This window comes from Bradyrhizobium zhanjiangense, from assembly GCF_004114935.1.
GTDB lineage: Bacteria > Pseudomonadota > Alphaproteobacteria > Rhizobiales > Xanthobacteraceae > Bradyrhizobium > Bradyrhizobium zhanjiangense.
In genome coordinates, this window is record NZ_CP022221.1 from 987,472 (window position 1) to 1,010,829 (window position 23,358).

A 23,358-nucleotide genomic window follows, 5' to 3' on the forward strand; every position below is an offset into this window, starting at 1 on the left:
CTCAACTCTCCGAGCGATTGATCGCGGTCGAGGGCGACTAGCTTCCCGTTGCGTGTGTGGCATCAAGTTGCACGACGAGCAAATAGTAATGTCGCTCCCAGTCCGCACATGACGGCGCCCGACGCTTGTCGTGTCCTGGCAATGAACGACGGACGCTTTGCGAGTCCGGCCCTCGCTTTCGCGGCCCAATAGGTTACGACCAAGTCGACAGTTGTGTTCAGTGCGACCGAGATGAGCCCAAGTACGATGAACTGCGCGGCGACGTGAGCGGTAGGATCTACAAATTGTGGGATGAAGGCGAGAAAAAATGCGGCGGTCTTCGGGTTAAGCGCTTCGACCACGATGCCTTCGCGAAAGGCGCGATGCGCTCCTGTCGTTTGAACAGCAGTTGGATCCTCGACGCGAGCTTCGCGCCATGTCTTGATGCCGAGCCAGATGAGATATAGGGCTCCCGCGATTTTCAACAAAGTGAACGCCTCCGCGCTTGCCATGACGAGCGCAGATAGGCCGATAGCGCCTCCGAGAACGTGCACGAGCCCGCCGAGACCGAGGCCGACGCTTGATGCCAATCCTTCCGAGCGCCCGCCAGCAAGCGTGCGTGCTGCGATGTAGAAGATGCCTGGCCCGGGCGTGATCGCTACAACGAGGGCCGCTGCCAGGAATAGAAGTGAAGTCTGAAAGCTGAGCATAGTGTCTCCGATCGTGCTAATTGGAGGATCTCTCTCCGCCCTCAACCGGAATGAGCAGTCCCACTTCTCTATCTCGTGGGTCCTCGCTTGCCGTGAGGCCGGCGGCAACGCGCGTGCGGTCAGCTTCAGGACGGTTCTGGCTCATCTTGCGTTTGCCTTCGAACCTGGTGACGGGAATGCGCACCCCAACGATCCCGCGCAACTGTGCGGCGACGAAGTCGGCAGGAGCTTCGTCAACAGTCCAAGGTTTTGCGCGCGGCTTTTCCTGAATGTTTGTGAGGCGCGTGACAACCTCAAGCAAGCGTTCGGGATCGTGAAAAAATTCCACCGGACCATAGGCGTGGACGGCGATGTAATTCCATGTCGGCACCGCTTTGCCGGTTTCTTGCTTGGTGGCGTACCAGGAGGGCGTCACATAGGCGTCGGGCCCCGTGAAGATTGCGAGGGCTTCGCCGATCGGAGGCGAATTCCACTGCGGGTTTGCCCTTGCAACATGCCCGTACAGAACGCCCCGCTCGCCTTCAGTCTCTTCAAGAAAGAGCGGCAGCGGCGTCGCGAGTGGCCCATCTGCGGTGGCCGTGACCAAATTGGCCAGCCGGGCGGAGCGGACATTTGCTCGGATGTTGTCGAGGTCATCGTCTCTGAACGCGGGAGGCACATACAAGGCAGTTCTCCGTTCTGACGTGGGGTCGATTTGATTGTTGGGCGACTGAGCGAGGGTCTAGCTGAGCCTACTCATTTTGCCAACGCCCTTTCATGATAGTAAAGGGCAAGAACTCGACTTCGGGGGCAGATTGAATGGAGGCGCTCGGCGCGAACTATCCATCCTTGATATATACGCGCCAGGCCCGTTGGGCACCAGAATACGAGGCAACACGCGGGTCGCTCCAAAGAATTTCAACGCGTCCGCAAATGTGTACCAAATCGCCGGTCAGAAAATCGATGAAGAGCAGAGCGGCATATGGATGGACTGAAAAGTTGCCCAGCGTGTTGTAATAGAGGTTGCCAGAAAGTCTGGAATCGTGATCTCGCGATCGCCGACCAGGACGAAACCGGTCGGCCCCCACGATGAGATATATCGCAGTCATAGGTGTCTGGCTCCCCATTCTGCGTGCGAATGCAGGATGCCACGAAAACAGTGTCCGCGTTTTGAATGATCCGCTTAAGCGCCTCGTCGAGCTGCTTGAATTCGAATCTCTGCCTTTGATCAGACGAGAACTGATCCGAGGTTATGTTTTGGCGAACCTGAATGTATTTCGGACAATTGCCAAAGCTTTGATGCACATGCACCTCAAAACCCTCAGCGTCCGCGCTTGCAACTCGTCCTTGAGTCGATTTCGCCGCCGGTTGGCCAGGTCTAAGCCTAGCAACCCCAAGTTGGCCCCAACTACGAGATTATCGCTCAAGGGATCGTCCTTAGGTCGGCAAGCCCTGACCAGCAGGCGCCCGACGACATGAAGGCTGTCGGCCCAGTCAAAACCGATGCGCTCGGCAAGCCGTCCCGATCAGCGGATCCGACAAAGACGTAGCCCAAGTTCGCAAAAAACGCCCGGTGCTGTTCGGGCATCTCCTTTCGTATTGCCACTTGCGCACGCTTCCGGATGCCGTCGTCGACACCCGCCCGCTGCTGGACCTCGAGCTCACCTGGGTGAAACGGAGACGAACCGCGTTCCGATGTCATGATTTACCGCTCCAGAAGGCATCTATTGAGGTGCGGGCGGCATTGGCTCGAATCTTGGCAATGCTTCGATACGCTCGAGCCATCGAACGATGTTCGGGTAAGGCTCCAGCGACACGCCACCTTCCGGTGCGGCGCGCGTATAACTGTAGCATGCGACGTCAGCAACTGTCGGCACGTCGGTGGCGACGAACCCTCTCTGTGCCAAATGCTCGTTCATCACCTTGAAGAGCCGATCCGCGATCTCGGTTGACCGCTCACGATCGATCGATCGTCCAAACACGGTGCCGAGGCGAGCGGTTGCTGGTCCGGAGGCGAGAGGGCCGGCAGCGACTGGGAGCCATCGCTAAACCTGCGCGAGTTCAACGGCCTCCACAGGAAGCCAGGTCCTGGACGCATCGTAGCGACTGGCGAGATAGACAAGAATCGCATTCGAGTCAGCGATGATGATGCCATTGTCGTCGATGACCGGAATCTCGCCGAATGCGTTCATTGCCAGAAACGTCGGCGTCTTGCGATCAGGTGGCGGCGTAGCGGCAAACTCGAACGGCAGATCAAGAAGCCTGAGAAACAACTCCACACGATGGCTGTGACCCGACTACTTGCCACCGTAGAGCCGAATTTGCTGGTTCATCGAACTCCTCTCCTGTTTCAGCTTCCTAATAGTTCTGGTCGGATCAGCCGGGAATGCCGTCGCCCGGCAACATATTGTTGCAAAAAGCGCAATGATCGTGCGCATCCATCTTGGCGCACATTTTTTCACCTTTTCTAGCGTGCTCCGGCGAATTGGGCGACCGCTGGCGCCTGCAGCATGCTTCGTCGGCTCTGCCTCGGAGATTTAAACCGAGGAGAGTTCGAGTCATCTGAAGCCGTGATGATGGTCATCTGAATTTCGAATGCGTCCCTCCACCTGATGAAAAAGTTGCAACCGGTATTGCGCGTTTTCACGTGGCAAGATGCTGGTGGCGCATCGAAGAGTCGTGATTGCAATCTACGAGAGTGTGCTAGCGCGCTCGCCGAGAGCGCAAGTCCAAACCACGCGACCCAAACGTCGGTCGCACAAGGGGTTCTCAATGCCATTTCTTAGGTTTGATCTGATCGAGGGATGGAGCGATGGTGAGCTCCAGAAGCTGGTGGACGTCACTCATGAAGTGCTGGTTGAGACCCTGCACGTACCGGCCCGCGACCGCTATCAGGTCGTGCATCTTCATCCGCGGTCTCGCGTAGTTGCGTTCGACACTGGTCTTGGTTTCGAGCGTACCGAGAGGCTGGTCATTCTGCAGTTGACCAGCCGCCCACGGGAGAGGACATTGAAGGTCGAATTCTATCGAGTGCTGGCTGAGAGGTTGTCGTCGGTGCGGAATAGCGCCCACCGATCTCGTTATCAACTTCGTTATCAATGACGACGAGGACTGGTCGTTTGGTTTGGGGCGAGCGCAGTTCTTGACAGGCGAGTTGCATTAGACGGCCAGAGTTACGTCGAACACCGATCCCCATTCCTGTGAACACTTCCCGCGACGCGGCGTCAAATGCGATCTCCCCCGTGCTGGGCTCGTGGAATATGGCCTAATTTTCTGGCTCTGGAGCTTTGATCATGTACCGCACATTGCTGTTCTTCGTTTTGGCGCTGTCTCTGGACCTAATCGGCGTTGCCAGCGCTCAAACGTCTGCTCCACCTGCAAGGTAGGCCGGGTGGTGGGTGCAAGCGTGTCGGCACTGAGGCTTCAGAAGCCGGAAGCGACTCGATAGGCGTGTGGGGCTCGCACCGGCTGGCATTCTTTGCAAGCAAGCTGAGCTCTGCTCGATTCCGAGGTGCTCAACCATCATTATCCACGACGTCGGCGTCGCTGTTTGGCGCCGACGTCGATGCTTACGAGCAGGCCTGGATGGCTCGAGAAGTAGTCTCGAGCTGACCAAGATCAAGTCTTTGAATCGAACTTGTAAGAGGCCTGAAAGAATGTACCCCAGCGCTCCATGCTGTACTTCGCAAATGAGGGCGAGTGCTCGATGCAGCCGTTGCCGCAGTGCATAGACTCGGCGTCCCTTTTGGTCCACATGGCCCAATAGCGACCACCAACGCCGACGCTGATGTTATCCGTGATGAAGTACGACAGAACGCCTTCAAGCTGGACGCCGCCACCACCACTGCCGCGTTGTTCCGTGAAGGTAGTGGCGGGACGCAAGAGGTGATAGTCCCGACCGATGAAATCGGTCCAGGGCAGGTAAGCGATATCAGCGTTCAGCCGCCAGCGCTCGGTCAGCATGGTTTCGGCGCTCAGGCCGATTCGAGGCGCATTCCATTGCGTATCCTCGCTGCCAACGATCCTGTTGTCACCCGGCTTCAGACATCGATGCCGTGGATTGGCGAACTCGACGCAGCCGATCCGGTCCGAGCTCTGGCCGTAATAGGTCGCGCCCACAAATGCACCGACTTTATAGTTTGTACTTCGCAGGAAATCGTAACCGACGTCGGCCGTGTAATATGTGAACCTTCCGTTTGACTGACCTTCGAGGGTGTTTTGGTAGGGCCGTCCGTCGTCGGGCAGCCAATCTTCATTGTTCATTTTGCCTTTGTTGAAGCGCCCGGTACCAAGATTGCTCTTCAGGAAAACTCCCCACGGGCTATCGACACGGCCGAATAACTCCCCGGAGAATCCGTCCAGTCCATGATACGTGAGCCTTGATACCAGCAAACCGGGATCTTGGTCTTGGTCCGCTGCGCTGTGATCCCACTGGAATCTTCCCCGGCTGAGCCAAAGCCGCGAGCCGCCTTCGAATGACCAGCCGGGCGCGTAGGAGATGGGCTGCGCGCTGGCCGGTGCCTTCGTGTACAGTGGCGCATTAGACCACTCTGCGGCCTTTAGGTCGGCGTCGAAATGGTAGTTAAGGCCAATCCTTCCAATGTGGTAGTTGCTGGACAGGCTGGTTGTGTTCGCCGGCAGAATCGCAAACGGCGGAAACTGCACTGTCGAAGCCGTCGCTACGCCCGGTCCGCCAAAGTGCAGATAATCATACTCGACGCTCACCGACCATGCAGGCGTAATCACTTGCTCGATGCCCAGCCCGATGACGCCACCGAGACGACCATACTCGAAATGGGTCTTCTCCTGGGGCGCGTAGCCGGCTTCAAAGTTGTTGACGACATCGCCTCTATTGTTTTGCCAGGCTACGCCTCCCTTGAGATACGCCAGCGTGTGGCCGAGTGCGCCAAAAGCGTAGCCAATGCGGCCAGTCGCGGTGGCGAAGAGGTTGGGACCTGCGATGCAGTTTGCGCTCACAACCAGGCCCGAATGAGCGAGGCAGGTATTGGTGCCCTCGGAAATAACACCGCTGGCATCCAGTTCAACGCCAAACACCCAGCTGCTGTTCTGCCAATTGTAGCCGATCTGGCCACCCGCGAGAAATGCCGGGCTTTCCACGATACCGCCATGGATCGAGGGACCGTAGGGATTGCTGAAGGAGGTTCGGCCGTACCCACCGCCGATGTGCCCGCCGATATAGCCACCCGACCAGTTCCATACGACCAGCGGCAGCTTCGGTTCTGGCTCAACGCGCGCGTTGGCCGCACCGCTGGTCATGACTGCAATCGTCGTGGCACCCAACAGAAGAACTCTCGATTTCATCAAAGGCCCTGCACTTTTCCGGTCCACACCGGCTTCTTAAGATATCGCCAACGGTGAATCGCCGCGGCAGAACTGACACTCGCGACAACGCGTGCCAGATCTGCTCCGAAAGTCACCGCACTGCGATTGGTGATGATGCCCGAATGAAGCAATGCATGTGCCAAACTGAATTCGTATGTTTTGCCGGATCTTCGGAAGAGTTTGTCGTGTCAACTTGCCGACTATCGTCCCAAATTTGACAATCTGAGCTTCCGACAGTCTCTCCAAAGGGCAGATCCAATAGGCGACGTTTATAATTGCGTGAAATAGTTGCGCGCCAAGCGCCGCCAAACGGAAAACAAACAAGGCTTGGGAGTGAGTGGCGATTATGACCCCGGATGCTCAAAAGCAACACACACGATGGAGTGGCCCTCGAAATGGAGAAGAACACAGGACTTTCCTGAAACTGATTGCGCTAGGTGATTTCAAACGGCAGGTGCCCACTTGAAGATCACAAAGGGTCAAATGCCGATTGCAGGAGCCCTTTGAGCGCAAGCGCGCTAATGACAAAAATCGCGCAACTGGATTTGTGACGATCCGGTCGCTGCGCTTCCTGCTATAGTGTCGTTCGCACCGTGGTGGTGGAAGGCGCAGCCGTCAGACTTCTATCTCAGGGAGCCCACCGCCATGATCATCCTCGGATCACCACTCATTATCCTCGTCATGGGCTTGTTCTGTTGACTGGTGTTCATGCTTGCTGCCTCTGCGCTCCCGGTCTTCGTTGGCATGACGATCGCCATGTTGGGCTTCCATACCCGTGCCGGCTTGCTCGGAGGCGCCGCAACTAGCCTCGTGGCAGGCGGACTAACCTTCGTGCGTCGCCCGGCTTGCGCTCGCTCTCGCGCAATGGGCTTGGGTTCGCCTCCTGATCATCGTTCTTTACGTCGCGCCCGCTACCGTCGCGGGCTATAGCGCCACATATGGAATAGCCCTGATGGCGGTGCCTTCACCAATCTGGCAGACGATATTTGCTGTCGCAGGCGCGATTGCCGTCAGCATTAAGGCGTTCATCCGCTTCACGGGAATGGCCGCACCCGGACCTACCGGGCAATGGTAGCGCCTACTGAAGGCGTCGCGTCGACGGCGGGGACTGGACCAGATATCGGCAATGCTCGCGGTCCTCATCGCCGAAATTCGAACGAGAGCGGGCTGGCCGTTGAAGCTCCGATCAACAAGCTTGCGCCCCGGCTTCGTCACGGTGATCATAGCGACATGGACCAAGCGCTCGCATCTAAGGATACGGCGACAATAAATGTGAACGGGCCTCGCGGTCGACGCGTAATCACGGCACCAAACCCGTCCGTTGCTGAAGGGGGAGGGCGCGTGTCACCATCGAACTCACTAGCCGGCTCTCGGTGCGGTCGAACTCGCCACATTCTCCTTGACGTCAGTTCTGTAGGCCGAGCGCACCAACGGCCTCTTCGATGGATTGATCTGCCCGAAGGACGGCTAAGAAGCCTCGATCGCCTATGGCGCAACAGCGGCGTCACAACTTTCATCCCCTGCCGGCTGCGCCGTCATTCCTCGCGAAACAAGAAAGTTCCTCCTTTGCTGTCGAGCCCCTGCGGGGTGCGCCGTCGATCGCCTCCGGCCTGTCGATCACCATCGAGGCCGCAAGGTGCGGGCTCGGAAAACAGAGATCAAGGAGAACTACCATGGCGACCATCGGCACCTTCAAGAAGACTGGCAACAACGAGTTCAACGGCGAAATCGTCACCCTCTCGCTGCAGGCCAAGAACGTCCGGATCGTCCCCGAAACCAGCCGCTCGGGCGACAACGCTCCCAGCCACCGGGTTTACGTCGGCCGTGTGGAGATCGGGGCCGCCTGGTCCAAGCGCTCCAACGAGGGCCGCGACTATCTCGGTCTCAAGCTCGACGATCCGAGCTTCACCGCTCCGATCTTCGCCAACCTCTTCGACGACGAGGACGGTGAGGGCTTCAGTCTGATCTGGTCTCGTCCTAACCGTCGGAACGGCGACTGAGCCGGCCCACAATGCCTCGCCCGGCTGGTCCGGGCGGGGCATCTCTAAGTTTAAGACCAAGCCCGCAGAGTTTCGTGAGCCGGTGCGGATGGCGGATCGATCCCGATCAGCGACGGCGAACCTGGCCGGCCTTGATCGGCCGTCTTTGATTGGTCTCCAATACGGTTTCGACGATGTCTTCCCAGTCAGGACAGATTGCGACCAAGCGATCCAGCACCGTGGGATCTCGTTCGATCTGGCCGAGCGCCTGAGCGCGCCACTGGTCGTTGAAGCTGATGCTCATCAACCCCAAACATTCGACGACCGAACTGTCAGGCGGCAACTGTTCCAAGATCGCCGTCACTATGCCGGTCCATTGTTGAAGTAGACGCCAATGCTCAGCGGCGGGTCCGCTCTCCAACTTCTCTTGAAGGAGATCAATCAGCAAGAGGAAGCGAATCCGCCAAGGTTGGGGCCTGAGGTCCCCGACGTAAGCGTCCACGACTTCGCGGATGTCGGCTGGCAAGTGCTCGCACAGGGTCATAAAGCCCACTCCATCTCACTCAGCACGCCCTCCCATCCCTGGACAGGTATGCGTCTCTGGAGACAGACCAGATTTACGTAAAGTCGCCTATCAACTTATGCGTGACGGCAATGCCGAGTTGATTCATAACGTGCTAAGGCTGCGATGGAGCACAAATTCGTCACATCATCGAGCGCGATGAGGATGAACCGCCGTTCGTTTGATCAGATCGGTTGCTTCGACCCCTAGCGCCTCCGCGATTCGGCCGAGCACGGTTACGCTGGCCGACACATCGGCGCGTTCAATTGCGCCGACGTAACGGACACTTAGCCCGGCACCATCGGCCAACTCTTCCTGCGTCATCTCCTTCTTATGGCGTATCCGACGCAAATTGATCGCCATGACCTCCTTGAGATCCATGGCGACATGGGAACTCGCATCGGAACGATCGTTCCAGGAACGATCGTTCCGATTCGTACCGAGCCGTGCTATTCATATCGTCTGGCTTGGGCCTGGTTTGCCGCTTCCGGGGAGCGCCGCGATGCGATTTGCGCATCACGGCACAAATCGCGTACGACGATTTCCCGGCTTGCAAAGTTCCGGGGCTTAGATGAGTTCTAATCGCTGCATCCATGCTGAGGGGCAATTGCAATGAACGAGGCGCCATTCCAGGACAGCCCGCCAATAACTGATCGCGTCAACGCCTACGACGAGAAACATCTTGCGATCTACGTTAGGTTGTTAATTGCCGAGGAGGAGGGCGCCGACTGGCGTGAGGTGGTCAGCGTGATCTTCGGCCTCGACCCCGCACGCGAACCGGATCGTGCCAAAATCGTCCACGACAGCCATCTCGCCCGTGCGCGGTGGATGTCGGAAGCCGGATATCGGGACCTTTTGCTGCCGCGAATGCAGTGAATTTGCGTCCGATCACACAAATTGCGGCCTCGCGTGATGCAACCTAAGGGTCTAGTTTCTTGTAGCGTCTTTCTGGCTTCGTGGTGCGGGGCACAGAACGAAAGACGAGAAGACCATGCCGACCCAGTATTGGCGGGCGCCCGAGACCATTGAACGCCTGAATCGCCTTGAGCGTCCGGGTTTTGCCCTTGAGTTTCTGCGGCGCAATGCCGACTATCGCCGCGATTTCGTCCGTGCTGAACGCCAGATCGCGCGCGAGGGCGCTGATCCCGAAACCATCCGAACGAGTTTCGCACGTCGATGGAGGTTGCGGTGTCGCCCATGACCCCGCCTCTCCGGTTGGGCCCGAACCAGCCATTTGGCTGCCCGAGGCTTCACCGGGAACACTGATCCTCCAGTCCGCGCCGCCGGAGTTTGAGACCGTTCATCCGATTGATCGCAAGTCTTTCGGACTGGCGACCGTTGAGCAGACGGATGCTGACGGTCGCGAGCTGGTTGTCTCCGACGGCTCGGGCGAGCTCCATGTCCGGTTGCGCGACGAGCAGGCCATGCGCCGCCCCTCCGTGCTTGTGCCGCTCGACAGCATGGGCGAACTGCGCGCCGACGTGGCGCTGCACTTGGCCCGCCGCCTTGCTGGCCAGCGCACTGGTCTTCTGCCGGCGGCGCTGCGGCTGACGTCGTTTCAGAAACGTCGACTGATACAGCTCCTGCACGCCTTCGACGTCTACGACCTGGGCGGCGGCCCGCGAGACGTGGCGGCGAAGGTCCTGGCCTCCGATCACGCGCACCGTCGTTCGGTCGAGTGGAAGGATTCGCACGCCCGCCGTAAGGCGAACCGCCTCATTCATGACTCGATCGCTCTGGTCGAGCGCGGTTATCTGAAACTTCTACGCGGCCTGTGATCGGCCCAATCCCTCAAAAGCCATCGCCCCGATGACTTAACCCGCGCCCGCTGGTAGCGCCTGGCTTCGCCTGGTTGCGATGATGGGGGGACACAAACGTACGTCAATTTTCGTCCACCCCCAACGCCTGAACTCTCCGCCACTCTGGCCCCGACATGCCGCGATTTAGCCGCGGCGCTTCGAGGCAAGACGGAGAACTCCCATGCTCGACAGGGCCGCGCAACTCGCCATCCGCTACGTGCGCACCCCCGAGGCCGCGCGCCTCCTCGGCATCTCGCCGCGCACGCTGGAGAAGTACCGCTGCCATGGCAATGGCCCGACCTTTCGCAAGCTCGGCGGCCGCGTCGTCTACGCCATCGGCGATCTCGAAGCCTGGGCCGATCAGGCCGCCTGCAATTCAACGTCGGATCCTCGCTATCTCGAGGCCCGCGCTGCCGGCAACGCGCATCGCTGAGGCATCCCGCCCATGTCGTCGCGCCGCCTCATCACGCCCAGCGAGCGAAGCAAGCTCGACCCGTTCGTTGTCGCCACTGGCGACGCCAGTCCGCGCGATCAGCGCGACCTGATGGAGCGGCCGTTCTTTTCGCTCGCCAAGGCCAAGCGGACGAGGCCGATCCACTACCAGGCTGGCGACGTGTGTGTCGAAGTCTATGCAGTTCCTGAGCACGGTATGGCGACCATTTGGGATGCCGACGTGCTGATTTGGGCGGCGAGCCAGATTGTCGAGGCCGAGAACCTTGGCCTGAAGACTTCGCGTTTCCTGCGCTTCACACCCTACCAGCTTCTGACCGCAGTTGGTCGGCAGACCGGAGCCCGTGACTACAAGCTCTTGAAGGGAGGACTGGCCCGCCTGCAGGCGACCGTCATCCGCACCAGCATCCGGCAGGGCGAGCATTGGCGGCGCCACCAGTTCTCCTGGATCAACGAATGGGAGGAATGCGCGCGGCGCGACGGCCGCGTGGAAGGCATGGAATTCGTTCTCCCCGACTGGTTCTATCGCGGCGTCATCGATCGCTCGCTCGTTCTCACGATTGATCCGGCCTATTTCAGCCTGACCGGCGGGATCGAGCGCTGGCTGTACCGCGTCGCGCGCAAGCACGCTGGTCGCCAGCCGAGAGGATGGCTGTTTGAGGTCGCGCACCTCCATGCGAAGTCGGGCAGTCTGGTGCGTGTCTCTGATTTTGCGCTGCAGATCCGGCGCATCGCTGCGCGTCAGCCGCTTCCCGGCTATCAGTTGCGCATCGAGCGTGAAGCACGCCGCGAATTGCTGCGCATTGTTCCGGCCAAACTATCCACTCCCCCTGTGGACGGCGCTGTGGAAGCACTCGGGACTTCGCACGCAAACCATGTCGGGATTCCGCACGCAGCCCTATCGGGACTTCGCACGCGTGAACCGCAACCAACGCTTTGGCCGGAAACCGCGATTCCCGGCCTTAACTTAGAGTCTAACTTAGAATCTAACTGTTGTAGTGGGCCGGTACGTCCTGGGGATAATGCCGAGCCCGACGACACTGAACCGCCAACCGAGCACCCAAGCAAACCATCTCTGCCGCTTTCAGGTCGCAAGACGGGAGGCAAGCGATGATCGTCGCCGTACTCAACCAGAAAGGCGGTGTCGGCAAGACCACGCTCGCGCTGCACCTCGCCGGTGAATGGGCGCTCCGCGGAAAGCGTGTAACGCCGCTCGATGCCGATCCCCAAGGCTCGGCATTGGACTGGTCGCGGCAGCGGGCGCGGGAGAACGTCTCGCCGCTGTTCGGCGTCGTTGGCTTCGCCCGGGATACACTCCATCGCGAAGCGCCGGAGATCGCGCGCACTGCCGATCATGTCGTCATTGACGGGCCGCCGCGCATCGCCGGATTGATACGATCGGCACTACTGGCGGCTGACCTGGTGCTGATTCCCGTGCAGCCGTCGCCATTCGACGGCTGGGCGTCGGCCGAGATGCTGGCGCTGCTGCGCGAGGCTCGCATCTACCGTCCGCAGCTCGCCGCCCGCTTCGTGCTCAATCGCTGCGACACGCGCACGGGCATCGCCCGCGCGACAGCGGAGACACTCGCCGATCACGATCCGTCAGTGCTCGCCAGCACCATCGGGCAGCGTGTCGTCTTCGCCGACGCCGCACAGTCGGGTCGGCTCGTCTTCGAGCTTGCCGAGCAGAGCACGGCCTCCGGCGAGATCACCGCGCTCGCGGCTGAAGTTGCGAGGCTCGCGCCATGAGCGGGCGCTCCACCAAGCGCGGCTTCGCGTCGCGACCTGGCGATGCCGAAAGCTGGATCAAGTCCAGCGACGCGTCGCGGCGTCGCATCGATAACACAGCGGCATTGACCGCGCGCCTGACAATCGACGTCACGCCGGCACTGCGCGGCCGCATCAAGGTCGTCGCGTTCCAGCGCGGCGTCACCGTCGCCGACATGCTGCGCGAATTGCTGGCGCGAGAATTCCCACTGATACCGGAGATCCGTCATGAACGACAATGAGGCGTTGCCGCCACGTGCCGTGCCGCCCTCGCATCGACGGAGCGTTGCGCTCACCCATGTCGAACTGACCTGGATCGAGAAGCGGATCGAGCATTGGCTGCGCTTCGGTCATCGGGCCGAGGAGAAGATTCTCGATCGCCGCCGCAGCCTTTCAAGTTTTTCGCCCGGAAGTATTTTCGGCTTCGTTCGCTGGGCATCGAACGACTATGGCACCGTGGTATCGCGCATGGACATCGTGCGCGCCGTGGAGCCCGGCCAGCGCTACCAGACGCTGCCATTCGTTCGGCCCGGCGGTGAAATCCTGCTGCGTGTCGATAGCTGGCCGAAGGTCGAGCGCGTGTTGCAGGCCGTCGACGCCATTGAGGCGCTCTCCATCGATCCGGCTGACGCTGCGCCGGAATACTGGCGGCATCTCCACAACCGTCTCGCTGCCGACCATGTGCCGCGCGCCTACACGCGCGAGCAGCATGTGGCCTGGCTCAAGCGTCGGAGCGTCACGCCATGACCCGCTTCGGCTATCTCATATTGATCTACATTGCGGCGCTGGTCGCCGGCACCTTGGCGTTCCTTCATCCCGCGCCGCGGCTGATCTGGAACGCCACCGCGAGCGCGCCGATAGGGCTCTACGTGCTACATCCGCTCGGAGAGCTGCGCGACTTGGAACTGGTCGAGGTACGGCTGCCGGAGCCGATCGCGAGCTTCCTTGCCGATGGCGGCTTTCTTCCCAAAGGTGTGCCGCTGTTGAAGCACGTGATGGCGCTGCCCGGGCAGACTGTTTGCCGGTCAGGCGACACCGTTTCCGTCGATCATGTCGATGTCGGCACCGCACATGATCGGGACCATCGCGGCCGTCCGCTGCCACGTTGGAGCGGTTGCCATACCCTCGAGCCGGGCGAGGTCTTCCTCATGAACCCGACCGTCCCGGACAGCCTCGACGGCCGCTATTTCGGCGCGCTGCCCGTCACGTCGATCGTCGCGCGCGCGGTCCCGCTTTGGACGGACGAAGCCGCCGACGGCCGCTTCGTCTGGCGTGCCGCCACCCATTGACCCGCTTCCAACCCAGCAACCCAGGAGCTTTCCCATGGCACAAATCGGCCAGTTCACCCGCGATAAGTCCGGCTTCACCGGACGCGTTGAGACGCTGTTCTTCGAGCGGATTCTCACCCTCGTCCCGGCCGAATCCTCAGATGCCGAGAACGCGCCGGACTACCGTATCCGCCTCGGCGATGCCGACGGCCCGGAGATCGGGGCAGGCTGGAAGCGTACCGGCGAAAAGGCCGGCGATTACGTTTCGCTGATCATCGACGACCCGGCGCTGCCGCGGCCGATCCGCGCCAATCTCTTCCAGTCGGGCGACGACAAAGCGGCCTGGACGCTGAACTGGAATCGTCTGCCCCAACGCGCCGAGCGGGACTGACTGAATGCAGGATCCTGTCGCGCGTGCCGGCAACCAGGTGCACCAACGGTCCACCCCCCTGTTCGGGGAAAAGCCGTCTCATAACTCGGGTCCAGGCAACCGTCGGGCGGCCGCCACGCACAGCGGTGGTCAAACCGGCGGTCCGTGCGCGCCGCCGGTAGGCAGTACGACGCCTCGCCATGATGGTGGAGACACGGCGGGCCTTGCCGTTCTCCTCCTTATCGGCCTGCTGGTAATTGGCGGGCCAACGGCAGCAGTATCCGCGCCGAGAGAGCCGGCGCAAAGTCAACCGGCGAGCGTTCACTACGCAGCTCATGTGGCAGAAGCCGCGCAGCGTTTTGGCATTCCGGCTGCATGGATACGCGCCGTGATGCGGGTCGAGAGCAACGGCGATCGGCGTGCCGTCTCACCGAAAGGGGCACTCGGCCTGATGCAACTCATGCCCAAGACCTGGGCGGACATGCGTGCGCGCTATGGTCTCGGGCGCGATCCTTTCAATCCCCGTGACAACATCCTCGCCGGCGCCGCCTTCCTTCGCGAACTGCACGACCGCTACGGCTCGCCTGGTTTCCTTGCGGCCTATAATGCAGGTCCCGGCCGCTATGAGGAGTTTCGCGATAGACACCGTCCACTCCCCGCCGAGACGACAGCCTATGTCGCGGCCATCGTCCCTTTTGTCGATGCGGAGAGGGCATCAGGACCTCTTCCCCTCGCGGCCTTTTCTCGTTCATCCTGGACGCGGGCGCCGCTGTTTTTCGGCCACGTTGATCGTCCGTCTCGTGGCGTGCGAGTGGCGCTCGATCAACCCGCGCAGGGCGGCTCAGCTGCCACTCCGGTGCACGATGTTTCGGCGATTGCGCCGCAGTCGGAGGGCCTGTTCGTCGCGCTCTCGGCCACGGGGCGATCGCAATGACTGCACGGCATCTTCAACGTCAATGTGCGGATCGCGGTACGTCTGCACGCACCCTTCTTGCGGCGGCTGCACATCGGGCAGCTCCTGATATCAGCCGTCAGTTTCCAGGTTCGCTGGCGTCCCGTGACGGACATTCGGTTTGCATTCGAAACGCTGCAACACAATCATGCGGGCGATGCCTTCGGCCCGCGCTCTACTCGTCGCTTCGCTCCTCACCGAGCCACCCTACGGGTGTCTCGGCCCTTCGGGTAACGATCGCTATCGCAAACGCTCGTAAACAGTGGAGGCTTCGCAAGTCAACTGCCAAGTCGCGGCGGCTCTTTCGCAATGAATCGGCCACCAGCCAACGTGTTCGGGCAGGCGCTATTGAAGGATCCACCGCAATGACCCGAACTTGTCGCAAATCGCCGCAAGTACCGACCGGACGATGGCGAGATAAAAGGCCGCAATGTGCGGCTCGGTCGGTCGGTTGTTGTTGCTTTGTTTTTTCGTTGATCCGCCAATGTGGTCCTTTGGCGCGCAATGTGCGCGCCGCCGGCAACTCGTTGCACGGATTCTACATTTCGCACATTGCCGAGGCTCGCCATGGCTGAGGAGAAGGATTTTCAGCCTCGGCCCGGCCGCATCCGCTCCTCGCGGAGCCAGCGCGCTAAGCCCTTTATCGCCCAGGCGCTTGCGGCTGCTCAGCGCGCCGGCGGTGGCATCTCGCGAGCCGGCCACCTCGCCAACCATCGGCATTCGCGCTTCGGCCGGGGCCGGGTCGCCAGCGTGCGGGCAAACCGTCTGCTCACGGGCCGCTCGCGTCTGGTCACGATCAAGACACGTGTTGTCCGGCATAGAGCGAGATCGGCGCCGCTCGCCGCGCATCTCGGCTATCTCCGGCGCGAGGGTGTCACCCGGGACGGGGAGAAGGCTCGTCTGTTCGGCCCTGACACCGACGACGCCGATCCCAAGGCGTTCCGCGAGCGGTGTCAGAATGACCGGCATCATTTCCGCTTCATCGTCTCGCCCGAAGACGCGCCCGATATGGCCGACCTCAAGGGCTTCACCCGCGAGTTGGTCGGTCAAATGGAAAAGGATCTTGGCACCAAGCTCGAGTGGGTGGGTGTCGATCACTGGAATACGCAGCACCCGCACGTCCACATCCTCGTGCGCGGCGTGGCCGAAGACGGCCAAGACCTCATCATCTCCCGCGATTACATCAAGGAGGGGATGCGCGCCCGCGCCCAGGACCTGGTCTCGCAGGAACTTGGACTGCGCTCCGATCTTGACATCCGCCGATCGCTCGAGCGCCAGGTCGAAGCCGAGCGCTGGACCCAGCTCGACCGCCAGCTTGTTCGGGATACAGACCGGCACGGTGTCATCGACCTTGCTCCCGATCCGGCGCGGCAGCCCGATCAGTTCCATGCATTGAAGGTCGGCCGACTGCGGCGCTTGGAGAGCCTTGGCCTAGCTCATCAACTCGGGCCCGGCCAATGGTCCGTGGACGAAGCCGCCGAGACGACGTTGCGCGAGCTGGGCGAGCGCGGCGACATCATCAAGCGCATCCACCGCAGCCTGACCGAACGCGGCATCGAGCGCGGGAGTGCCAGCTACGTGTTGGCAGGCGAAAGCCTCGACGTTCCCATCATCGGCCGCCTCGTCGATCGCGGCCTCGACGACGAACTCAAGGGGAACGCCTATGCCGTGGTCGACGGCGTCGACGGCCGCACCCACCACATCAGGCTGCCGGATCTCGACGCTGCCGGCGATAGCGCGCCTGGCTCGATTGTCGAGCTCCGCAAATTCGAAGACACCCAAGGTCGGCCTCGGGTGGCGCTCGCCGTACGTTCCGATCTTTCGATCGAAGCGCAGGTGACGGCGAGCGGCGCGACATGGCTCGATCGCCAGGCCGTCGCGCGCGATCCGGTGGCGCTCGGTCAGGGCGGCTTCGGTGCCGAGGTCCGCGACGCCATGGAGCGGCGGGCCGAGCAGCTCATCGAGCAAGGGCTCGCCGAGCGCCAGTCCCAGGGACTGGTGTTCGCGAAGAACGTGATCGGCACGCTGCGCCGTCGGGAATTGGAGGCTTTCGGCCAGCAGCTCGCGGCCGAGATCGGCGAGCCGTTCAACCCGTCGGCTGGCGGCGAGTATGTGGCCGGCACCTATCGGCAGCGCTTCGTGCTCGCCTCCGGCCGCTTCGCCATGATCGACGATGGTCTGGGCTTCCAGCTCGTGCCCTGGACACCCTCCCTGGAAAAGCAGCTTGGCCGGCATGTCTCCGGCGTCGCCCGTGCCGATGGCGGCATCGATTGGGGCTTTGGACGCAACCGGGGGCTCGGCCTGTGAGCGATCCTTCCAATCACCGACGTCAGGACGCCATGTCCGCGACCAAGATTCTCTGGGGGCAGGTTCTCACGGTGTTCGCGATCGTCGTGCTGACGATCTGGGCCGCGACGGAGTGGACGGCCTGGCGGCTCGGCTTTCAGCCGCAGCTTGGGCAGCCCTGGTTCGAGCTGCTCCATTTTCCGTTCTATCTTCCGCCCGCCTTCTTCTGGTGGTGGTATGCCTATGACGCCTATGCGCCCTCAATCTTCACCGAGGGTGCTTACATTGCCGCATCCGGCGGCATCATCGCCGCGGCGGTCGCGATTGGTATGTCGGTCTGGCGCGCCCGCGAAGCGGAGAATGCCGAGACTTATGGCTCCGCACGATGGGCGGAGGCAAAGGAGATCGAGCAGGCTGGCCTGCTCGGCCCCGACGGCGTTGTGCTCGGCCGGTTCGAGCGCACCTATCTTCGCCATGATGGACCGGAGCACGTTCTGTGCTTTGCGCCGACCCGGAGTGGCAAGGGCGTGGGCCTCGTCATCCCTTCGCTCCTGACCTGGCCCGGCTCGGCGATCGTCCATGACATCAAGGGCGAGAACTGGCAGCTCACAGCCGGCTTTCGCGCCCGTCACGGCCGCGTCCTTCTGTTCGATCCAACCAACGCGAAGTCGTCGGCTTATAACCCGTTGCTTGAGGTACGCCGCGGCGAGTGGGAGGTGCGCGACGTCCAGAACATCGCCGACATCCTGGTCGATCCCGAGGGCAGCCTCGAGAAGCGAAACCATTGGGAGAAGACAAGTCACGCACTGCTGGTCGGTGCCATTCTCCACGTTCTCTACGCGGAGGAAGACAAGACGCTCGCGGGCGTCGCAGCCTTCCTGTCCGATCCCAAGCGGCCGATCGAGACGACGCTTGCCGCGATGATGCGGACCGCGCATCTCGGTGAGGCCGGTGTCCATCCCGTTGTCGCTTCCGCCGCGCGCGAGTTGCTGAACAAGTCCGGCAACGAACGCTCCGGCGTCCTGAGCACCGCGATGTCGTTTCTGGGCCTCTATCGGGATCCGGTGGTGGCGGAGGTGACACGGCGCTGCGACTGGCGGATCACCGACATCGTCGGCGGAGAGCGAGCGACCACGCTCTATCTTGTCGTGCCGCCGTCGGACATCAACCGCACCAAGCCGCTGATTCGTTTGATCCTCAACCAGATCGGCCGCCGATTGACAGAGGATCTGCAGGCCAAGGCCGGCCGCCGCCTCCTCCTGATGCTCGACGAATTCCCGGCCCTTGGCCGGCTCGATTTCTTCGAGTCCGCGCTGGCCTTCATGGCAGGTTACGGCATCAAGAGCTTTCTGATCGCCCAGTCGCTGAACCAGATCGAGAAGGCCTACGGGCCGAACAATTCGATCCTCGATAATTGTCACGTCCGGGTCAGCTTCGCGACCAACGATGAAAGGACGGCAAAGCGGGTATCCGATGCATTGGGCATGGCGACCGAAATGAAGGCGATGAAGAACTATGCCGGCAGCCGGCTGGCACCTTGGCTCGGCCACCTCATGGTGTCGCGGTCAGAGACTGCCCGTCCGCTGCTAACGCCCGGTGAGATGATGCAGCTGCCGCCATCGGATGAGATCGTGATGATGTCGGGCCTCCATCCGATCCGGGCCAAGAAGGCGCGCTATTACGAGGACCGACGCTTCCAGGAGCGCATCCTGGCGCCGCCGAGGCTGACCAAGGCCAACGACGGCAGGCTGGACGACTGGATCTCACGACCGCTGCCGCCGCGCCCGCCGGAATTAGCGGCGCCGACCGACGACCAGACGGATGACGAAGATCCCAAGACCGCAGATCGGCGGAGGCATCCGGAACTGGATCAAGAGATGGTGGAAAAGAAGGAAACGCTCGACAACGAATTCGTGTCTGACCTCGCCGACGAGTTCGACGAAGATGCCCCAAGGATCAGGCGGATGAATGACATGATGCGGGGTGTCGCGCGCCAAGCGTCCCTCGATCCTGGCGATGATCTCGGATTGTGAGGCAGGCATGATGACGCCGAAGAAGAAAGCCCAGATGTCGGTCTATCTCGATCCTGATGTCATGAAGGCGCTGTCGGCCTACGCGGCCCGCCGTGAGCAGTCGCTCTCACTCATCGCTGAAGCCGCCATTGCCTCCTTCCTGTCGCCGGACGCCGATGAACGGCGTGAAGCCGCCATCGCTAAGCGCCTCGATCAAATTGATCGCCGCATCGCTCGTCTTGAGCGGGATATCGGGATTTCGGTCGAGACCATCGCGCTCTTCATCCGCTTCTGGCTCACGACGACACCGCCACTCCCAGAACCGGCCGCCAAGGCTGCGCGGGCACAGGCCGGAGCGCGTTATGATAATTTTGTCGCAGCGCTCGGGCGCCGGCTGAGTCAAGGGCCGAAGCTGCGACAGGAGATCTTGGAGGATATTCAGGAGAGCGAGCCGACGTGAGAAATAGCCCTCTAGTTCTCCAATGATCGCTCACCGCGTGGCTGGAGATCCAGCCGTGGTGTCGTTTCATGCGCCGCAAGCAGTTCCTGTGCGAGAACCGAAAGTGCGCAGCCGATCTCTTTAACGAACGCGGATGCATCCTTTTCAACATCGGCTTTCCAAGCGTAGAGACCGCGTTGACGGTTCTCGATTTTTCAAGAGTGCGGCCTCAAAGTATTTAGGTCACTTTGCTCTTAACTGGGTGACTTCCGGTCCACCTCACTACTCGGACCTGTCTCGGTGTCGGCTGCCACGTTGCAGGAGGGCCCACCTACAGATGTGGCGACCGCAGCAAGGGATCGATTCTCTATTTCTCTCACCGGGGTGAATTTGCTCCAGGCGGTACTTCTTTGATGCAGCTCTTGAGCTGGTAACACCCAAACGAATGACCGATCAAATTCGCTCGAAATCAGAGGAGCGGCAAGAACCTTCTCAGCGTACGAGAACCGAATTCCGGAATTCCCCAAAAAAAAGCAGGTTCAAAATCGATCCGCTTGTTCGGCGAATTCACACGGCCAAGCCACGTTCGTGAAGTCGATTCCATTTCGAATGTTGTCATCGACGGTATGTTGCTCTGAAAACCACACGGATTCGCAATTCATTCTGACGCAATGAGTTGCGAATGAAGTTCATGAACTCGTTCAACTGCTCGTCCAATTCCAGTGTGAGATATGCATCCGCGCCGCGCCCCAGGAGCCCATCTATTGTTTCGAGATAATCCAGACAGCAGTTATTAAATTCGTCGTCTCTCGCCTTGCGAGCGGCGGCATCGGATGTGCCCGAGTTGCGGCGAACCGTTCATATCCTTTGAACAAATTCGTAAGCGCTACGCTAATGGGAACGTACACCTCGCCTGTCATCTTTCGCGCATTGTCGAGGTAACCGTATCGGAGTCTATAGAGATAACTAAGCTCGATCTCTTTGACCTTCAGTCTTGCCGCGTATGCATTCACAACTCCCGCGAAGATTGCTCCGAGTGCCGCTGCGCCTATTGTGACGAGCGCGCGTACAATTATCATCCCAGCTCATCCCGCCCCCAACATCATCCTGCGTTCCAAAAGGGACGCCCTCTGGATGCTATCATTGAACAAGCAAAATGAAGACAGCCGGAATGTGGCACCTTGAGATCGCCTTAGTCGCCATTGCTCGCAGCAGACGCGCTCGATAGTTTTGGGGGGTGGTCAAAATGTTCCAGTTCGGTCAACAGGATCGCTTTCAAAACTCGGCGCTCTCTTTCTAGTAATCACTCTTAGTACTATCCGGCGAGCGCTTTCCAAACGCCAATATTGAACTTGCTGCAGGCAGCCCAAAGGAAACAGCAGACTTCATTCTCGGTTTTACCAATAGAGCGGTCGAGTATTTCTCGAAGGCGGGACCTGGAAAGTCTGAGGTTGAAAGGATCGAGATCCATCCCGATGACAAGCCGCTAATCATGTAATTCATATCGAACCGCATTTGGAATCTCTATCGTGGCACGCAGGTTGCGCCTGTACTGATCGAATCAGTTCGTATTGCGTTCGAGCGGTGGCTACGCGTGTCGAACCACTCCAGTTCGAAACGGCCCGCGGTACAGCGAGCGTCATCCGTAGGTCGCGCGAAAAAATGGCATCATCTTTTCGAGGATTTCGAAGCCGTGACGCTTGATTTCCCAAGTGAGGGCATCGTCGAAACCTGGGGCGTGACGATGAATAGTCTCTCTATCCACCACAACCCTGATGGGAGCCCCGCCAACCGTAACCCAACCGGCCAGCGCGTTGCCATCCCACTCCACGCCACTGATTTGCTCGCTCGTCATTGTCCTACCCTTATCCAATTTCCGGTAATAATCGAAACGCCGTCGGTCACGTGAGTATCACTGCTAGAGCATCTTAGTCATCTTCTAAGGTGGCGCCGTCGTCGGCATCTCGGGACTCTGCTCAAAGCAGGCCACGCATCGATTTACGATCGATACCAGACGAACAAACCAGAAGTCGAACCAAAGAACGTGTGGCATAGGACGCGAATTGACGTGACAAAAGGGTTCTCGGGTTGAGGCGAATTGCTTGCGCAAAACATTGCGCGGAAAGCGTTTTACGATTTCCTGTCGCATGGAGAAATCCGGCGAGCGCCAAGGCGCTGGCGCGAGATTGCCTTTCACACATCCGAACGCTTGCCGGTAGGTCAGATCTGTTAAAGAACTCGTTGATCAGCTTCATGGGCTCATTTGCCATTTCGTGCGAGCTCGCTTTTTTCGTCGTGGAGCCTGGATGGACACGGAAATCTGCGAGGTAGTGTGGAACGCGTGCAAAGGGGCCGAGCAGCGAAAGACGAAAATAGAAATCCATATCCGGGATTTGTCGAAAGGAGTTGGACCAGCCGCCACAGCGGCTCCAGGCCCGCTTGCGTACGAGCGCGCCGGGGCCCGGCAAACATCGAAAGTCGGCTATCAACCGTCGCTGCTCATAGGGAGGGGCTAAAACACGACGAATTACTGCTCCACGTTCATCAATCAAATGGAAGTCGGGATATACGAGACACGCAAGCTCATCGCGCACCATCGTATTCACTAGGATCTCTATCGCCGAGGTGTGGAGGCGATCGTCCGCACCAAGATACGCGATTAGGTCGCCGGTCGTTTGGCAGAAGCCTCGGTTAATAGCCGCGCTCTGCCCAGCGTTTGGCTGGAATACCGACGTGATCGCGTTTCCGTACGAACGAAGCACGTCGCGTGTTGCATCAGTCGAGCCATCATCAACCACCACAACTTCCACGGTAGAATAGGACTGGTGGAGCGCGCTGTCGATCGCCTCTTCGATGAACTTGGCTGCATTGTGCGCAGGTATGATTACAGAGACGAGTGGGCGCGAAGTCATTAGACTGGCAGCACTGACTGGATAGAGCAGCGCTGAGCAGCCGCCCGGCTCGATCGCTGCGTAGCCGACTGCTCTCTTTGCGGCAAGTGTGTTGCCTGCTGGAACGATTGGGATCTTAGCATCTGTCGGATTTAACGGAGATCGTGGTGATATCGTTGAGGGTATATCCATCCTTTAAGACAAAGGTGGTGCCCGCGAGGACCCATGCAGCGGTGTTCGCTGCTCCCATTGAGCCGCCGCTGGTAAATAGGACCTCTCTGCCCTTCTTATCTCTGACGAAAATCTTAACAGATTGAACGCCAGTCGAAGAAACGTTCCAGGTGATCTTCGCTATTCTCGGCGCGTCGCATTCCCGCAAGGATGGTGGATCGACGACCAGAGTCGCAGATGCGATAGAGTTTTGGATAGTTGGCTTGGCGTCGTTTTGCTGAGCGAAATACTCTAAGGAGATCAGAGTGCCGAAAAAGGAGCCGACGAGAATGGCGGCGGCTCCGAGCGTTTTAAATACGATTTTGATCTCCTTCATTCGTTTTCCATTTTGACTTTCGTCC

Annotated in this window: 24 protein-coding genes and 2 pseudogenes; 16 read left to right on the forward strand and 10 right to left on the reverse strand. The window is 60.2% G+C overall.

What is annotated here, in order from left to right; genetic code table 11:
• Positions 1-62: 62 nt before the first annotated feature.
• The 3 genes and pseudogenes from XH85_RS04620 to XH85_RS04630 all read right to left on the reverse strand — a co-directional run bounded on the left by XH85_RS04620 (position 63) and on the right by XH85_RS04630 (position 2,947).
• Positions 63-689, reverse strand: coding sequence for a LysE family translocator (locus tag XH85_RS04620; RefSeq protein ID WP_128930944.1), 627 nt, complete (start codon positions 687-689; stop codon positions 63-65).
• Between the two features lie 16 nt (positions 690-705).
• A complete protein-coding gene (locus tag XH85_RS04625) occupies positions 706-1,353 on the reverse strand; it encodes an FMN-binding negative transcriptional regulator (RefSeq protein WP_128930945.1) in 648 nt (215 codons plus the stop codon).
• Between the two features lie 1,039 nt (positions 1,354-2,392).
• Positions 2,393-2,947, reverse strand: a pseudogene (locus XH85_RS04630) (glutathione S-transferase).
• Between the two features lie 493 nt (positions 2,948-3,440).
• Between XH85_RS04630 and XH85_RS04635 the strand changes: the two are divergent.
• Positions 3,441-3,831: pseudogene (locus XH85_RS04635) on the forward strand (tautomerase family protein).
• A gap of 455 nt (positions 3,832-4,286) precedes the next feature.
• On the opposite strand, the gene XH85_RS04640 reads toward XH85_RS04635, so the two are convergent.
• Both XH85_RS04640 and XH85_RS45765 read right to left on the reverse strand, forming a co-directional pair.
• Complete coding sequence (locus tag XH85_RS04640; RefSeq protein WP_245473883.1) at positions 4,287-5,945, reverse strand: outer membrane protein; 1,659 nt, start codon at positions 5,943-5,945, stop codon at positions 4,287-4,289.
• Between the two features lie 990 nt (positions 5,946-6,935).
• Positions 6,936-7,235: a hypothetical protein gene (locus tag XH85_RS45765; protein ID WP_208758082.1), complete on the reverse strand. Its 300-nt coding sequence runs from the start codon at positions 7,233-7,235 to the stop codon at positions 6,936-6,938.
• Between the two features lie 449 nt (positions 7,236-7,684).
• Here XH85_RS45765 and XH85_RS04655 point away from each other — a divergent pair, with 449 nt between their 5' ends.
• Positions 7,685-8,011 (forward strand): DUF736 domain-containing protein, encoded by a 327-nt coding sequence (locus XH85_RS04655; RefSeq protein ID WP_128930947.1) that lies wholly within the window; start codon positions 7,685-7,687, stop codon positions 8,009-8,011.
• Positions 8,012-8,117: 106 nt separating this feature from the next.
• On the opposite strand, the gene XH85_RS04660 is transcribed toward XH85_RS04655, so the two are convergent.
• Both XH85_RS04660 and XH85_RS04665 read right to left on the reverse strand, forming a co-directional pair.
• Complete coding sequence (locus XH85_RS04660) at positions 8,118-8,534, reverse strand: hypothetical protein (RefSeq protein ID WP_164940690.1); 417 nt, start codon at positions 8,532-8,534, stop codon at positions 8,118-8,120.
• A 165-nt stretch (positions 8,535-8,699) separates the two neighbouring features.
• Complete coding sequence (locus tag XH85_RS04665; protein WP_036046501.1) at positions 8,700-8,933, reverse strand: helix-turn-helix domain-containing protein; 234 nt, start codon at positions 8,931-8,933, stop codon at positions 8,700-8,702.
• Between the two features lie 231 nt (positions 8,934-9,164).
• On the opposite strand from XH85_RS04665, the gene XH85_RS04670 reads away from it, so the two are divergent.
• From XH85_RS04670 to XH85_RS04730, 14 genes are all read left to right on the forward strand, one after another.
• Positions 9,165-9,428 carry a DUF2285 domain-containing protein gene (locus XH85_RS04670; RefSeq protein ID WP_128930949.1) on the forward strand — a complete coding sequence of 88 codons (264 nt, stop codon included), beginning with the start codon at positions 9,165-9,167 and terminating at the stop codon, positions 9,426-9,428.
• A 115-nt stretch (positions 9,429-9,543) separates the two neighbouring features.
• Positions 9,544-9,753, forward strand: coding sequence for a transcriptional regulator domain-containing protein (locus XH85_RS46055; protein ID WP_164940691.1), 210 nt, complete (start codon positions 9,544-9,546; stop codon positions 9,751-9,753).
• Positions 9,662-10,330 carry a DUF2285 domain-containing protein gene (locus tag XH85_RS04675; protein WP_245473884.1) on the forward strand — a complete coding sequence of 223 codons (669 nt, stop codon included), beginning with the start codon at positions 9,662-9,664 and terminating at the stop codon, positions 10,328-10,330. The genes XH85_RS46055 and XH85_RS04675 overlap by 92 nt, the downstream gene beginning before the upstream one ends.
• Positions 10,331-10,532: 202 nt before the next feature.
• On the forward strand, positions 10,533-10,784 hold the full coding sequence (locus tag XH85_RS04680) for a helix-turn-helix transcriptional regulator (RefSeq protein ID WP_128930950.1): 252 nt from the start codon (positions 10,533-10,535) through the stop codon (positions 10,782-10,784).
• A 12-nt stretch (positions 10,785-10,796) separates the two neighbouring features.
• Positions 10,797-11,915, forward strand: a complete 1,119-nt coding sequence (locus tag XH85_RS04685; RefSeq protein WP_128930951.1) for a replication initiator protein A — start codon at positions 10,797-10,799, stop codon at positions 11,913-11,915.
• Entirely contained in the window at positions 11,912-12,550 is a 639-nt protein-coding gene (gene parA, locus XH85_RS04690; protein ID WP_128930952.1) for a ParA family partition ATPase, read from the forward strand. The genes XH85_RS04685 and parA overlap by 4 nt, the downstream gene beginning before the upstream one ends.
• The gene (locus XH85_RS04695; protein ID WP_128930953.1) at positions 12,547-12,810 is read left to right on the forward strand and encodes a hypothetical protein; all 264 of its coding nucleotides are present in this window, start codon (positions 12,547-12,549) and stop codon (positions 12,808-12,810) included. The genes parA and XH85_RS04695 overlap by 4 nt, the downstream gene beginning before the upstream one ends.
• On the forward strand, positions 12,797-13,315 hold the full coding sequence (locus XH85_RS04700) for a DUF2840 domain-containing protein (protein ID WP_128930954.1): 519 nt from the start codon (positions 12,797-12,799) through the stop codon (positions 13,313-13,315). The genes XH85_RS04695 and XH85_RS04700 overlap by 14 nt, the downstream gene beginning before the upstream one ends.
• Positions 13,312-13,857 (forward strand): S26 family signal peptidase, encoded by a 546-nt coding sequence (locus XH85_RS04705; RefSeq protein ID WP_128930955.1) that lies wholly within the window; start codon positions 13,312-13,314, stop codon positions 13,855-13,857. Before XH85_RS04700 ends, XH85_RS04705 begins: the two co-directional genes overlap by 4 nt.
• A 34-nt stretch (positions 13,858-13,891) precedes the next feature.
• A complete protein-coding gene (locus XH85_RS04710) occupies positions 13,892-14,227 on the forward strand; it encodes a DUF736 domain-containing protein (RefSeq protein WP_128930956.1) in 336 nt (111 codons plus the stop codon).
• Between the two features lie 4 nt (positions 14,228-14,231).
• Complete coding sequence (locus XH85_RS04715; protein ID WP_128930957.1) at positions 14,232-15,140, forward strand: lytic transglycosylase domain-containing protein; 909 nt, start codon at positions 14,232-14,234, stop codon at positions 15,138-15,140.
• Positions 15,141-15,725: 585 nt separating this feature from the next.
• Positions 15,726-17,465, forward strand: a complete 1,740-nt coding sequence (locus XH85_RS04720; protein WP_128930958.1) for a relaxase/mobilization nuclease domain-containing protein — start codon at positions 15,726-15,728, stop codon at positions 17,463-17,465.
• Between the two features lie 32 nt (positions 17,466-17,497).
• Positions 17,498-19,477, forward strand: a complete 1,980-nt coding sequence (locus tag XH85_RS04725; RefSeq protein ID WP_164940692.1) for a conjugal transfer protein TraG — start codon at positions 17,498-17,500, stop codon at positions 19,475-19,477.
• A gap of 7 nt (positions 19,478-19,484) precedes the next feature.
• Positions 19,485-19,916: an oligosaccharide--protein glycosyltransferase subunit 2 gene (locus XH85_RS04730; protein ID WP_128930960.1), complete on the forward strand. Its 432-nt coding sequence runs from the start codon at positions 19,485-19,487 to the stop codon at positions 19,914-19,916.
• Positions 19,917-21,534: 1,618 nt separating this feature from the next.
• Here XH85_RS04730 and XH85_RS04735 read toward each other — a convergent pair.
• The 3 genes from XH85_RS04735 to XH85_RS04745 form a co-directional block, all read right to left on the reverse strand.
• A complete protein-coding gene (locus tag XH85_RS04735) occupies positions 21,535-21,750 on the reverse strand; it encodes a hypothetical protein (RefSeq protein WP_128930961.1) in 216 nt (71 codons plus the stop codon).
• A 121-nt stretch (positions 21,751-21,871) separates the two neighbouring features.
• Positions 21,872-22,807, reverse strand: coding sequence for a glycosyltransferase (locus tag XH85_RS04740; RefSeq protein ID WP_164940693.1), 936 nt, complete (start codon positions 22,805-22,807; stop codon positions 21,872-21,874).
• Positions 22,808-22,922: 115 nt separating this feature from the next.
• Positions 22,923-23,333, reverse strand: a complete 411-nt coding sequence (locus XH85_RS04745) for a hypothetical protein (protein WP_128930963.1) — start codon at positions 23,331-23,333, stop codon at positions 22,923-22,925.
• Between the last annotated feature and the right edge of the window lie 25 nt (positions 23,334-23,358).

What these genes read in the sequence shown, in the direction of transcription:
- XH85_RS04700 (WP_128930954.1), top strand. Translation starts at nt 12,797, where the DNA reads ATGAACGACAATGAGGCGTTGCCGCCACGTGCCGTGCCGCCCTCGCAT.
- XH85_RS04665 (WP_036046501.1), bottom strand. Translation starts at nt 8,933, where the DNA reads ATGGATCTCAAGGAGGTCATGGCGATCAATTTGCGTCGGATACGCCAT.
- XH85_RS04640 (WP_245473883.1), bottom strand. Translation starts at nt 5,945, where the DNA reads ATGACCAGCGGTGCGGCCAACGCGCGCGTTGAGCCAGAACCGAAGCTG.
- XH85_RS04715 (WP_128930957.1), top strand. Translation starts at nt 14,232, where the DNA reads ATGCAGGATCCTGTCGCGCGTGCCGGCAACCAGGTGCACCAACGGTCC.
- XH85_RS04685 (WP_128930951.1), top strand. Translation starts at nt 10,797, where the DNA reads ATGTCGTCGCGCCGCCTCATCACGCCCAGCGAGCGAAGCAAGCTCGAC.
- XH85_RS04655 (WP_128930947.1), top strand. Translation starts at nt 7,685, where the DNA reads ATGGCGACCATCGGCACCTTCAAGAAGACTGGCAACAACGAGTTCAAC.
- XH85_RS45765 (WP_208758082.1), bottom strand. Translation starts at nt 7,235, where the DNA reads ATGATCACCGTGACGAAGCCGGGGCGCAAGCTTGTTGATCGGAGCTTC.
- XH85_RS04745 (WP_128930963.1), bottom strand. Translation starts at nt 23,333, where the DNA reads ATGAAGGAGATCAAAATCGTATTTAAAACGCTCGGAGCCGCCGCCATT.
- XH85_RS04680 (WP_128930950.1), top strand. Translation starts at nt 10,533, where the DNA reads ATGCTCGACAGGGCCGCGCAACTCGCCATCCGCTACGTGCGCACCCCC.
- XH85_RS04660 (WP_164940690.1), bottom strand. Translation starts at nt 8,534, where the DNA reads ATGACCCTGTGCGAGCACTTGCCAGCCGACATCCGCGAAGTCGTGGAC.
- XH85_RS04705 (WP_128930955.1), top strand. Translation starts at nt 13,312, where the DNA reads ATGACCCGCTTCGGCTATCTCATATTGATCTACATTGCGGCGCTGGTC.
- XH85_RS04710 (WP_128930956.1), top strand. Translation starts at nt 13,892, where the DNA reads ATGGCACAAATCGGCCAGTTCACCCGCGATAAGTCCGGCTTCACCGGA.
- XH85_RS04730 (WP_128930960.1), top strand. Translation starts at nt 19,485, where the DNA reads ATGATGACGCCGAAGAAGAAAGCCCAGATGTCGGTCTATCTCGATCCT.
- XH85_RS46055 (WP_164940691.1), top strand. Translation starts at nt 9,544, where the DNA reads ATGCCGACCCAGTATTGGCGGGCGCCCGAGACCATTGAACGCCTGAAT.
- XH85_RS04620 (WP_128930944.1), bottom strand. Translation starts at nt 689, where the DNA reads ATGCTCAGCTTTCAGACTTCACTTCTATTCCTGGCAGCGGCCCTCGTT.
- XH85_RS04670 (WP_128930949.1), top strand. Translation starts at nt 9,165, where the DNA reads ATGAACGAGGCGCCATTCCAGGACAGCCCGCCAATAACTGATCGCGTC.
- parA (WP_128930952.1), top strand. Translation starts at nt 11,912, where the DNA reads ATGATCGTCGCCGTACTCAACCAGAAAGGCGGTGTCGGCAAGACCACG.
- XH85_RS04695 (WP_128930953.1), top strand. Translation starts at nt 12,547, where the DNA reads ATGAGCGGGCGCTCCACCAAGCGCGGCTTCGCGTCGCGACCTGGCGAT.
- XH85_RS04735 (WP_128930961.1), bottom strand. Translation starts at nt 21,750, where the DNA reads ATGACGAGCGAGCAAATCAGTGGCGTGGAGTGGGATGGCAACGCGCTG.
- XH85_RS04725 (WP_164940692.1), top strand. Translation starts at nt 17,498, where the DNA reads ATGTCCGCGACCAAGATTCTCTGGGGGCAGGTTCTCACGGTGTTCGCG.
- XH85_RS04720 (WP_128930958.1), top strand. Translation starts at nt 15,726, where the DNA reads ATGGCTGAGGAGAAGGATTTTCAGCCTCGGCCCGGCCGCATCCGCTCC.
- XH85_RS04740 (WP_164940693.1), bottom strand. Translation starts at nt 22,807, where the DNA reads ATGACTTCGCGCCCACTCGTCTCTGTAATCATACCTGCGCACAATGCA.